The following is an 11,931-nucleotide window of genomic DNA, read 5'->3' on the forward strand; positions in this document are numbered from 1 at the left end:
TCGGCCTGTTCAGCATTTTTGGAGGCTATAAAATGTATAAATATTACCTGCCATATGCGATTGAAGAAGCCGCAAATCAAAAAGGATAATCGACCTTCGATTATCCTTTTTGATTCATTTTTCACGATCTGTCCAGCAATTGGCACGTTAACATTGCCTTCCCGACAAGTTTACCTTGGTTAAACACCTCGACATCCACTTTTCCGAATTTACGCCCTACGTCAAGAACACGCGGGTGAATTTCAAGCGTACTGTCGATTTGGACTGGCTTGATGAAATAAATCGTCATATTCTCCACGACCAAGTCACCCCGCTTGTAGCTTCTCAGTGCCCGGTTCGCTGAATCCGTAACCAATGTCGTGAACACCCCGCTCGAAATCGTCCCAAGGTAATTGGTCATTTGCGGAGTGACGCCATAGTTATACACTTCCTCACCTTTCCCCCGGTTCGAAGTCATCACAAGCTGACTCGTAATCGTATCATCGATCGTCTCGCCAACCTGCGGCTGCCTTTGGCTCATTTGCAGCGCCTTCAGCACATCCTGCCTGCTCACGATTCCTTTGAGGATATGACTGTCATTCACGACCGGAATCAATTCAATCCCTTCCCAAACCATCATATGCGCAGAAGAGGCCACACTCGTTTTATCACCGACGGTCAACGGATTTTTCGTCATCACCTTTTCGATGAGTGTCAACTCCTCCTGACCGATGATATCTTTTGAAGTGACCATTCCTTGGACCTTCATATTGTCATCAACAACAGGGAAACGGCTATGCCCTGACTCCTGATTGAGTTCGTGCCATGTCTGAACCCTGTCACCGATCGTCAAAAAAGTCGTCTCCTGAACCGGTGTCAAGATATCCTCCACAAGCAAGATTTCCTTTTTGATCAACTGGTCATAAATCGCCCGGTTGATCATCGTTGCGACAGTGAAGGTATCATAGCTCGTGGAAATGACGGGCATTTCCAATTCATCAGCTAACCTTTTAACCGGCTCTTCCGTATCGAAGCCTCCGGTAATGAGCACCGCCGCTCCCGCTTTTAGCGCATGCTCATGGGCCTGTGTACGGTTTCCGACGATCAGCAGATTTCCTGCGCCTGTATATCTCATCATCGCATCCAGCTTCATTGCCCCAATGACGAATTTATTCAAGGTTTTATGAAGTCCCGTTTTGCCGCCCAGAACTTGTCCGTCCACAATATTAACCACCTCGGCAAAAGTGAGCTTTTCAATATTCTCTTTTTTCTTTTTCTCGATACGAATCGTGCCTACTCGCTCAATCGAGCTCACAAAGCCCTGATTCTCTGCCTCTTTAATGGCCCGATACGCCGTTCCTTCACTAACATTCAATGCTTTCGCAATTTGGCGGACGGAAATCTTCTCGCCAACTGGAAGCCCATCGATATGCTTTAATATTTGTTCATGCTTTGTAGCCAAGCGCTTCACCCTTTTCACGGTATTCCTATTCCCCATTATAAGGTCAAAGAGCCCAGTTTATCAAACAACTACTAATATTGGCGCAGCCTTTTGTATTCTACCTCCCGTTTCCGCTTGTGCTTTTTAGGTGAATATAGAATGCCCGTCAAGTTCCCGGCCACAGCCAGCAATGCGAACAACAGCCAAGATCCGGCAAACAAGCCCTCCAGCCCGCCGCTTTCCAACGACAACCGCGGCACGGCATAATAGAGCATCACTCCGCATAAAAGCAAACACAACAACAACCTCTGCTTCATCCAATCCCCCCTTCTTTGCCATCTATTCATTTTATGCCTGCGAAGGAAAAAAAGACTGACCTGCATGAACGAGATTAACTTGTCTATATGTCCATATATCGCGCACCCTATAAAATGAAGCGCAATAACGTGGATTTAATGTTACACGAGACTTTACGAGGATTTCTTCGTTCTCACGCAAAAGAGGGTGGAACCGCAGGAGTGACACTCGTGAGGGAAATGCGAGTCTGCGTGAGACACCGAAGGCGCAAAGCACGACCTATGCATTCTTTTTTTCGGCCTGCACTCATCTTAATTCGGCCTACATTCACTTTTTTTCGGCCTGCACCCAGCTTAATTCGACCTACTTCCACTTTTTTTCGGCCTGCACTCAACTTAATTCGACCTACTTCCACTTTTTTTCGGCCTGCACTCAACTTAATTCAACCTACTTCCACTTTTTTTCGGCCTGCATTCAACACCAGCCTACTCCACCTCATTAATACTGCAGGCTCAAGGATTTCTTTTTAATGTTGGAGTGGATTGGAACGTTCAAGCCCGCAGGATCAAAGAAAAAAGCAATAATAAAAAAATGCAGCCAAACTCCATTATTATCGAGTTTGGCTGCATTTTTGCAGAAGCTCCTAAAGGCTACCGCTCTTCTCTTTATAGGTCAATTTCATCTCCAGGTTCCATGATAAATCCATTTCCCTCTTCAAGCAGGTCAAGGAATCGGTTGGGATCCTGCTTGATGACAGGGAAGGTATTGTAATGGATCGGCACGACTTGCTTGGCTTGAAGGAATTTCGCTGCCAGCGCCGCATCTTCCGGACCCATGGTGTAATTGTCGCCGATCGGCAAAAAGGCCAGGTCAATCGGATGACGTTCCCCGATCAATTTCATATCGGAATATACCGATGTATCTCCGGCATGATAGATCGTTTTTCCTTCTATCGTCAGTAACACACCTGCTGGCATGCCTAAATAGATGATCTGTCCATCTTCTGCATTGAAGCCCGTACCATGAAAGGCTGGTGTCAGCTTCACTTTTCCAAATTCGAACTCAAAAGCTCCGCCAATGCTCATGCCATGAGTCTTGACACCTTGTGCACCAAAGTAACCGGCAAGCTCTGCAATGCCAATGACGAGTGCATCATGTTTCTTGGCCAATTCAACCGTGTCCCCTACGTGGTCATTATGTCCATGAGTCAGGATGATCACATCCGGTTTGACATCGTCAACCTTCAAATCGGTTAGTGCATTTCCGTTGATGAACGGGTCGAATATGATCGTCTTACCATTCGTTTCGACTTTTACAACTGCATGTCCATGAAAAGATACTTTCATTTATGATGCTCCCTTCCATACCCAATAATTTTGATTCAATAGATTTCTTGAGACTTTCCCATTTACTATGCTTTTAAATATTGCTAAGGTAATTATATCTTATTAATGGAGGTATCGTCATGAATGAACGTTTGACAGAATTACAAAATTGGCTTCAGACCAATGAGGTGGAAGCCGCTTTTCTTACATCCACCGAGAGCATCTTCTATTTAAGCGGATTTTTTAGTGATCCCCATGAAAGACTGCTTGCACTTGCCATTTTTGCAGATGCCGACCCATTCCTCGTCTGTCCGCAAATGGAGGTTCCCGATGCGAAACAAGCTGGATGGGCTGGGGATATCATCGGATATACCGATATTGAAAACCCATGGGAAAAAGTGAAGCAAGCCGTGACGGACCGCGGACTGACCATCCATAAAATGGCGATTGAAAAAGAACATATGAATGTGGAGCGCTACGAGCACATCCAGCATCACTTCGGAGCACCAAAGCTCGTTCCGGCAGAAGAAAAACTGCAAAAGATGCGAATGATCAAATCGGATGATGAAATGGTCAAAATCCGGGAAGCCTGCCGACTTGCCGACTTCGCGATTGAAGTGGGTGTCAGCGAAATCCATGAAGGTAAAACGGAAATGGAAATCCTTGCAGCGATCGAATACGAATTGAAAAAGGCCGGGGTCAGCCAAATGTCATTCTCCACGATGGTACTGACGGGTAAAAATGGTGCCTCGCCTCATGGTACACCTGGAAATACGAAGGTTCAGCGCGGAGACCTTGTTCTCTTCGACTTAGGCGTCGTTCATGAGGGATACTGCTCTGACATCACCAGGACCGTCGCTTACGGTGACATCAATGATAAACAGGCAGAGATATATGAAACGGTCCGCATTGCACAGGAAGCTGCCGTAGCAGCCAGTAAGCCAGGCGTTTCCTGCTCAGCGGTTGACTTGATAGCCAGAAACATCATCCGCGATAAAGGATATGGCGATTTCTTCCCGCACAGACTTGGCCACGGACTTGGGATCAGCGTCCATGAATACCCGTCCTTGACCGAAACCAATTCACTCGAGCTTCAATCCGGTATGGTTTATACGATCGAACCGGGTATCTATGTTCCAAATGTTGCTGGCGTCAGGATCGAGGATGATCTTTTGATCACCGAAACAGGCTGTGAAGTCCTGACCAAATATCCGAAGAGCTTGCAAATCATCAAGTGATGGGGTGACCAACCCCAGGAACCCCCAATCTCAGTCGAGATGGGGGTTTTGCTTTTCATTCACGATCCAATTTCATGACTAATCGGTCCATACTTCATGCTTAACGACCTTATCACTTTCGTCATACCAAAGGAGCAGCCACTCACTATCTATACTTATGAAGCCCCTTTCGGCTCCAAGATAATAAACGATCGCATCTTCCGCTGAAAAATATTCGGTATCTGTCGGCGGACCTAAAAGAGCGATTACTTCTTTTTCCGTCTTTCCGATGAGCCGACGTTCCGTCAATAAATCATCGACCATATCGGTTCTTTCTTCATGATCCTTCAGCCACCTATCAGTGCTGAAACGGGATTTAGATTCGTTCACTCCCAAAAGGAACAGGCAAGCAAGCAAAAGAAGAAAGCCGACACTTGTTATGATTTTGAATATCGTTTTCCTTTCCTTGTTTTCATGTCTATCAGTATATTTCAAGGATATCCCCTGAACCACTAGCAAAGGTGCAAATGGAAGAAGCAAGGCAGCCACGCTTGCGGCACTGATAGATACCCTTGCGATATTAATGTATATGATCGCAATGAAATAGATTAGCATAAACACGAGTACATATAAATAAAAGGCCAGATTCACCATTCTTGACAGTCTCAAGGAAAAAACACCCCTCCCGCTCATCAGATTACCATAAATAAACAAATAGCGTAAAGACATAAAAGATATAAGGAATCAATCTCTTTTATTGTGGCTGATTACGGTTTCTTCGCTCATTGGCTAAAACATTCGCTAATTTGTTATAATTGAAATAATATCCAACAGGAAAACCATAGTATAATAGGAATGAAATAGAAGGAGGAGATTCACTATGAATAGTATAGATTATAAAAATATTCTCGTAGCGGTGGATGGTTCGGAAGAAGCGGAGTGGGCATTAAAAAAGGCCATCTATTTGGCGAAACTCAGTGACGCCACGCTTGTGCTGACACACATCGTTGATACAAGGAATTTCCCTACAATCGAAGCTTATGATATGACCCTCCGTGAACGTTCTGATGCCTTTGCCAATGAGCTATTGGAAAAGTACAAAATGGAAGCAGTGGCATCCGGAATCGTACACGTCCAAACTGAAGTGGCATATGGGTCACCAAAGGTACAAATCCCAAAAGATTTAGCGAAAAAACATTCAATCGATTTAATCGTTTGCGGTGCAACTGGCCTTAATGCCGTCGAACGCTTCCTGATCGGCAGCGTGTCAGAGGGCATCGTTCGCCATTCCAGCTGCGATGTAATCGTCGTGCGTACGAATACTGATAAATAATCAGCAAAAAAAGCTCGTTCACATTTCCGGTGAATGAGCTTTTTTTTTGCTGTTATTACCTTACTAGCTTCTCCGCTTTTTCAATGGCAAGCTGCACTTGAGCAAAACCAGTACCGCCCGCACTATTACGGCGTTTGACAGCTTCAAAAGGATTTAAGGCCTCGTATATATCATGGTCGAACAGCTCGGATGCTTCCTGGAATTGCCCGATGCTTAGGTCGACCAGATAACAGCCCTTCTGCACACACTGCAATACCAGTTTCCCGACAACCTCATGCGCCTCGCGGAAGGGCATTCCCTTTGCAGCTAGATAGTCAGCCAACTCCGTCGCATTCGAGAAATCATTCCTTGTCGCGTTCTCCATGATGTCCTTTTTCACGTTCATGGTTGAAATCATGCCGGCAAAAATCTTGAGTGAACCTACAATGGTTTTAACCGTATCGAAAACGCCTTCTTTATCTTCTTGCATATCCTTGTTATACGCAAGAGGGAGTCCTTTCAAAACGGTCAATAACCCCGTTAAATTCCCATAAACACGTCCGGTTTTCCCACGGATCAACTCAGCCATATCCGGGTTCTTCTTCTGCGGCATGATGCTGCTTCCCGTTGAAAAAGCATCGTCCAATTCAACGAATTGAAATTCCTGGCTTGACCAAAGGATGATTTCTTCACTGAAACGCGATAAATGCATCATCATCGTCGCGCTATTGCTCATGAACTCAATGGCAAAGTCACGATCGCTTACCGCATCAAGGCTATTTTCATATATTCCATCGAACCCCAAGAGCTCTGCACTGAGGGCACGGTCAATCGGGAATGTCGTCCCGGCCAATGCGCCAGCTCCCAATGGTGACATGTTGATTCTTTTGTAGCTTTCGGAAAAACGCTCTTTATCACGCTCAAGCATCCAAAAATAGGCCATTAAATGGTGGGCAAATGAAATGGGCTGTGCCCGTTGCAAATGAGTATAACCTGGAATGAGTGTTTCGACATTTTCCTTTGCCTGTCCCAAAATCGCTTCCTGAAGATCATTGATGAGTTGAAGAATAACATCCGTTTGATTCCGCATATATAAATGAAGATCTGTGGCAACCTGGTCATTACGGCTTCTGCCGGTATGGAGCTTACCGCCCACTGGACCGATTTCACTTATCAGCATGCTTTCCAGGTTAAGATGGATATCCTCCATCTCAACCTTAAAAGTCAATTCTCCCTTTTCCGCTTTTCCCTGCAAGGTTTTCAGCCCGGCAATAATCTGATCTGCATCTTCTTCAGGCAGGATGCCGCATTGCTTTAGCATCGTGACATGAGCTAGGCTTCCTTGAATGTCTTCGAGGACAAGTTCCTGATCAAAGGAAATGGAAGCTCCGAATTCGTCTACCCATTCCTCTGCAGATTTCGTGAATCTTCCTCCCCAAAGCTTGCTGCTCACACTGTCACCTTCTTTTTATTGACCATGCTGTTCACTTTCGTTGGAAGTCCCCATAGCTTAATGAATCCAACTGCTGCATCATGATCGAATTCATCGGCCTTTGTATAAGTGGCCAATTTCTCATCATAGAGAGAGTATTCCGATTTTCTGCCTTCAACGATCGCGTGACCTTTAAATAGTTTCACACGAACAGTTCCGGTTACGTTCACTTGTGTTTCTTTCAAGAAAGCGGCCAATGCTTTTTGAAGGGGCGAGAACCAAAGTCCTTCATAAATCAATTCCGTCATTTTCTTTTCGATCACAGGTTTGAAGTGAGCCAGCTCTTTTACAAGCGTAATGTCCTCTAGCTCTTTATGGGCAGCAATCAGTGTCATCGCACCAGGAGCTTCATAGACTTCACGGGACTTGATTCCTACCAATCTATTTTCCACATGGTCGATACGACCGACTCCATGCTTGCCGGCGATTTCATTCAGCTCAACAATCAAGTCAGCCAGTTTATAATGTTTGTTATTCATCGTGACCGGCACACCTTGTTCAAATCCAATTTCAATGATGTCAGCCGTATCCGGCGTGTTTTCAAGGCTTGCAGTCAGATCATAAGCCTCTTCCGGAGGAGCTGCCCATGGGTCCTCCAGGATTCCGCATTCGTTGCTTCTTCCCCAAAGGTTTTGATCGATCGAGAATGGGCTTGCCAAGCCGATCGGTACCGGAATTCCATTTTTCGCTGCATATTCGATCTCTTCTTCACGAGACCATTTCCAGTCACGTACAGGTGCAAGAACTTCTAAATTAGGATTCAAAGCTGAAATGGAGACTTCGAAACGCACTTGGTCATTTCCTTTTCCCGTACAACCGTGCGCAACAGCCACTGCATTTTCTGCTTCAGCCACTTCCACTAATTTCTTCGCGATAAGCGGACGCGATAGAGCTGACACCAATGGATATTTCCCTTCATACAACGTGTGTGCCTGAAGGGCCGTTAAAGCGAATTCATCCGCAAATTCATCTTTTGCATCAATCACATATGAACTGACGGCACCAACCGTAATCGCTTTTTCCTTAATGAAGTCGAGGTCTTTGCCTTCACCGACATCCAAGCAGCATGCCACCACTTCATATCCTTGATCTTGTAACCATTTAATTGCAACGGAAGTATCCAAACCTCCGGAATATGCTAAAACAACTTTTTGATTTGCCATTTTCATCGTCCCTTTCGTGTGAATAAAAATTCATACATTGTTATTTTTATTCATTCTATGATTAGTACTTTATCATTTTTACAAAAGGAATACAAGGGGTATTTTGAAGATTCAGCTAAAAATTCCGTTCCAATTATCGAGCCCATCATACATTGGATGCATCCGGTGGAATATAGTAAACTAAGAGTATGAAAAACTTAAAAGTGGAGGGAATATGAAAGAGTTATTTACTTATGATGAACGGCTCGGCATCGACACTCCTGATTTGAACTTGGAATGGGATGAATATACGAAAGGCGAGCAGCAGCAAATACTCGTGCACTGGGAAAATATCCGCGGGAGCATCCCTGACCGGATCAAGGAACTGGAAACAACCATTAACCGGAAGCAGAACCAGCTCTCCGATGAGAGTGATTTCGCCTCATCCTGCCAGCTCAATTCCGAAATTGCCGACCTGGCCTCCATCATCAATGACTTATGGCTTTGGTACCGTGCCAATCAAGGCGTTAGTGAGAAGATGCATAATTAGGGGCTTATCTATGCAAAAAAGGGGACAGGATAATGAAGTACCCTACAGGATAGACACTTTTAAAAAAAGTCCATCCTGTAGGGTACTTTTGTTTTTATAATAAGAAAACACTCTTTGGATCGAACTTATAAAATAGTACAGACAACTCGCTTCCGACATGCATCCATACGAAGATAGAATTCCGTTTGCCAACAGCTTTGGAGGATTTGCACTTAGACCGGTCCACTCCGCTTCAGGCGCGATGTGAAAAGCCAGGAAAGGGACGAGAAATCTAAAAAAGATGCCGCCTGCAAAGTACAGACCGCATCTCCTTCAAGTTTCCTAGTTTTTGTTAAAGCTCCCTTTACAAAGGGGATACATTTCATAGGAATTTTTTATAGATCTTTCCTGAGTTCACCGACGACATGCCCCAATTCCGGAAGAATCAATTTATTCATCGCAAGCCGCACCGCACCTGATGAGCCAGGTGTCGAAAAAACCGCTTTATCGTGCACGATTCCGGCAACGGCCCTCGATAATAGCGCTGCCGACCCGATGTCCTCCTGATAGCTGAGCATACGGAAAAGCTCGCCGAAACCGGGAATTTCCTTGGACATCAATTCTTTGACCGCCTCGATCGTTACATCCCTTTTGGCGATTCCCGTGCCGCCGTTCGTCAAGATGACGTCGACCTTGCCGCTTCGACATGCGGCTGTAACCGTTGCTTGTATCACATCTTTTTCATCTTTTACAATTTCGTACTTTGTCACTTCATGCCCATTCGCTTTCAATAATTCCATCATCAGTGCGCCGCTTTTATCCGTTTCTTCATTGCGCGTATCGCTAACGGTTATCACCATGCAGCGAATGGCCTCTTTAATCGCTTCTTTATGAGTATTGACGCTCATCATCCATCAGCCTTCTTCTCCAGTAAATAACGATATTGATAAAACTTCTGGGCAAATTCACTGACACTCCGGGTCATTTGGTAATTCGCTCCTGCCCCGATGGCGATGCTGATGAACGGAATGCCCCGAACCAGTTTTTGACGGAAAACCGTGATCGATAACGCCTTCAACAACTGCTTCAATGGCTGTTCCATCCAAGTCGGATTTGTCAGCTCTTCAATTCCCAAGTAAAAATAATCATCTTCTGCAGTTTGGATTTCATGGATCAATTCTTCCCATGCTATTCCCTGGAGTCTCTTTGGCATCGCCCCTGCATTGAAAACCTTAAGTGCGACCATCATTTCGAAGGGAGTATTCACCTCGAAGCCATAGGACATGGCGATCAGCTGCACGGTCCGGATATTGATGACCGTCATGGCCGGTAGATCACTCCCAAGTAAAAGCAGGCCTCCTGATCCACTTATCCCCCCTTGTGCAAAGGAGTATAAACGATGCTTGGCAATATGCTGGTTCGCTATGTAATTCAACTGGTCAATCGATAAGAGATTCATGTCACCAAGCGTTTCGATTTCCTCATTGAAAACGCGTGCCGATGCCAGAATCCGCTCCCTTGCATCTATTTGAATTTGTGAGCTCTGTACCATGGCATGCAAATGAAAAAGCCATGTATCAAGCTTATCAAAAAACTGTTGCTGAACGTTTTCAGGCAGCAGTGAAAACCCCTGCTCCAGCCATTTATCATACAATGCAGCAAGATCCGTCGGCTCATATTGATAAAGATTTTCTTGCCATTCATTAATTTCATTCCAAACTTTCAGTTCCCGATTGGTGAATTCCATGCATCAAGCCTCCTATGTACTAAAATTGGTGGATTCTCCCTTAAGTATACCATATACGACGGTTTTTCAAGAATGGGAGGATGGTTCGTCCCGCATTTTACGGGGGTGGTGCAGGGGGAAAACAGCGGGATCAATATATCTTCTGGTTCATCGAGATAGAAAAAAAGATTCCCTTACCGGAAAGAATGGCAAGGGAACCTCTTATCAGAAAATCAGGAAGACATGTTTTCGGCTTTGCCGTGTAAAGCAACCTTCATCGTATCCCTGACGATCATGATTTCTTCATTGGTCGGGATGACCATCACTTTCACTGGTGAATACGGTGAATTGATGAACGCTTCCTTACCTGAAGAGGTACGATTAAAGTCTCTATCCCAGTAAACGCCCATGAATTCAAGCCCCTCCAAAATCCGCGCTCTAATGGCCTGACTGTTTTCACCGATGCCGGCTGTGAAAATGATGCCATCCACTCCACCCATTTTTGCTGAATAGGACCCGATATATTTGTGAATCCTGCCTGCAAACACTTCAAGGGCCAGTTTGGCTCTTTCATTGCCTTTGTCCGCTTCGACTTGGATATCGCGCAGGTCGCTGGAAAAACCGGAAAGGGCCAACATGCCGCTTTGCTGATTCAAGACATCCAGCACTTCATCAGCTGTCTTACCTGTTTTTTCCATAATATACGGAATCAGCGCAGGGTCGATATTACCTGAACGTGTCCCCATTGTCACACCTGCCAATGGTGTGAAGCCCATCGATGTATCCATCGACTTGCCGCCTTTTATGGCCGTAATGCTGGCACCGTTCCCTAGATGGCAGGATATCAAGCGAAGCTGTTCGAGCGGGCGGCCGATCATTTTTGCGGCCCGTTGGGAAACATATTTATGGGAAGTCCCATGGAACCCGTACTTCCTTATTCCATAGTCTTCATAATATTCAAAGGGCAAGCTATACATATATGAACTTGCAGGCATCGTCTGGTGGAAGGCCGTATCGAATACCGCAACAGCAGGAACATCGCCTAATATTTGCCTGAAGGCTTTGATTCCCGTGCTATTGGCAGGGTTATGGAGTGGTGCCAACTCTGATAGCCGATCGATTTCCTTGATTACTTCCTCGGTGATCAGGACCGAATCACTGAACACCTCACCGCCATGCACCACACGATGTCCAACGCCATCTATTTCTTCAAAGGAGTCAATGATGCGGTGGTGGATCAGCTTTTCCAACAATATCCCTACAGCCACTTCATGATTGGGTATATCGATTGTTTCAGAAACATTTTCGCCATCGACACTCAAAGTAAAAGTGGAGTTTTTCAAGCCAATCCTTTCCACGAGACCTTTTGTAATTACTTGTTCATCAGGCATCTCAAAAAGCTGAAATTTCAATGAAGAGCTGCCTGCATTTATTGCAATGATTTTTGACATCCTTCCTGCTCCTTTACTCT

12 protein-coding genes are annotated in these 11,931 nt (G+C 45.3%); 3 read left to right on the top strand and 9 right to left on the bottom strand.

Features of this window, described 5'->3' with window-relative positions; translation table 11 throughout:
* Positions 1-121: 121 nt before the first annotated feature.
* The 3 genes from CVN76_RS22580 to CVN76_RS22595 all read right to left on the bottom strand — a co-directional run bounded on the left by CVN76_RS22580 (position 122) and on the right by CVN76_RS22595 (position 3,063).
* On the bottom strand, positions 122-1,441 hold the full coding sequence (locus CVN76_RS22580; protein WP_100533199.1) for a DRTGG domain-containing protein: 1,320 nt from the start codon (positions 1,439-1,441) through the stop codon (positions 122-124).
* A 71-nt stretch (positions 1,442-1,512) separates the two neighbouring features.
* Positions 1,513-1,737, bottom strand: coding sequence for a hypothetical protein (locus tag CVN76_RS22585; protein ID WP_061142234.1), 225 nt, complete (start codon positions 1,735-1,737; stop codon positions 1,513-1,515).
* A gap of 645 nt (positions 1,738-2,382) precedes the next feature.
* Entirely contained in the window at positions 2,383-3,063 is a 681-nt protein-coding gene (locus CVN76_RS22595; RefSeq protein WP_100533133.1) for a metal-dependent hydrolase, read from the bottom strand.
* A 119-nt stretch (positions 3,064-3,182) separates the two neighbouring features.
* Here CVN76_RS22595 and CVN76_RS22600 point away from each other — a divergent pair, with 119 nt between their 5' ends.
* Positions 3,183-4,280, top strand: a complete 1,098-nt coding sequence (locus tag CVN76_RS22600; protein WP_100533134.1) for a M24 family metallopeptidase — start codon at positions 3,183-3,185, stop codon at positions 4,278-4,280.
* A gap of 78 nt (positions 4,281-4,358) precedes the next feature.
* Here CVN76_RS22600 and CVN76_RS22605 read toward each other — a convergent pair whose 3' ends face one another.
* The gene (locus CVN76_RS22605; protein ID WP_157805763.1) at positions 4,359-4,928 is read right to left on the bottom strand and encodes a hypothetical protein; all 570 of its coding nucleotides are present in this window, start codon (positions 4,926-4,928) and stop codon (positions 4,359-4,361) included.
* Positions 4,929-5,139: 211 nt separating this feature from the next.
* Between CVN76_RS22605 and CVN76_RS22610 the strand changes: the two genes are divergently transcribed.
* Positions 5,140-5,592 carry a universal stress protein gene (locus CVN76_RS22610; RefSeq protein ID WP_061142238.1) on the top strand — a complete coding sequence of 151 codons (453 nt, stop codon included), beginning with the start codon at positions 5,140-5,142 and terminating at the stop codon, positions 5,590-5,592.
* Positions 5,593-5,647: 55 nt separating this feature from the next.
* Here the strand turns inward: CVN76_RS22610 and argH are convergent, their stop codons facing one another.
* Both argH and CVN76_RS22620 read right to left on the bottom strand, forming a co-directional pair.
* Positions 5,648-7,024: an argininosuccinate lyase gene (argH, locus tag CVN76_RS22615; protein WP_100533136.1), complete on the bottom strand. Its 1,377-nt coding sequence runs from the start codon at positions 7,022-7,024 to the stop codon at positions 5,648-5,650.
* On the bottom strand, positions 7,021-8,226 hold the full coding sequence (locus tag CVN76_RS22620) for an argininosuccinate synthase (RefSeq protein WP_100533137.1): 1,206 nt from the start codon (positions 8,224-8,226) through the stop codon (positions 7,021-7,023). The genes argH and CVN76_RS22620 overlap by 4 nt, the downstream gene beginning before the upstream one ends.
* A 214-nt stretch (positions 8,227-8,440) precedes the next feature.
* Here CVN76_RS22620 and CVN76_RS22625 point away from each other — a divergent pair, with 214 nt between their 5' ends.
* Positions 8,441-8,755 carry a hypothetical protein gene (locus CVN76_RS22625; RefSeq protein ID WP_100533138.1) on the top strand — a complete coding sequence of 105 codons (315 nt, stop codon included), beginning with the start codon at positions 8,441-8,443 and terminating at the stop codon, positions 8,753-8,755.
* Positions 8,756-9,129: 374 nt separating this feature from the next.
* Here the strand turns inward: CVN76_RS22625 and CVN76_RS22630 are convergent, their stop codons facing one another.
* The 3 genes from CVN76_RS22630 to CVN76_RS22640 all read right to left on the bottom strand — a co-directional run bounded on the left by CVN76_RS22630 (position 9,130) and on the right by CVN76_RS22640 (position 11,911).
* Positions 9,130-9,642, bottom strand: a complete 513-nt coding sequence (locus tag CVN76_RS22630) for a MogA/MoaB family molybdenum cofactor biosynthesis protein (protein WP_100533200.1) — start codon at positions 9,640-9,642, stop codon at positions 9,130-9,132.
* Entirely contained in the window at positions 9,642-10,481 is an 840-nt protein-coding gene (locus CVN76_RS22635; RefSeq protein WP_100533139.1) for an EcsC family protein, read from the bottom strand. The genes CVN76_RS22630 and CVN76_RS22635 overlap by 1 nt, the downstream gene beginning before the upstream one ends.
* Before the next feature lie 212 nt (positions 10,482-10,693).
* A complete protein-coding gene (locus tag CVN76_RS22640; RefSeq protein WP_100533140.1) occupies positions 10,694-11,911 on the bottom strand; it encodes an acetate kinase in 1,218 nt (405 codons plus the stop codon).
* Positions 11,912-11,931 lie beyond the last annotated feature (20 nt).

The sequence above is a fragment of the Bacillus sp. mrc49 genome (genome assembly GCF_002803435.1).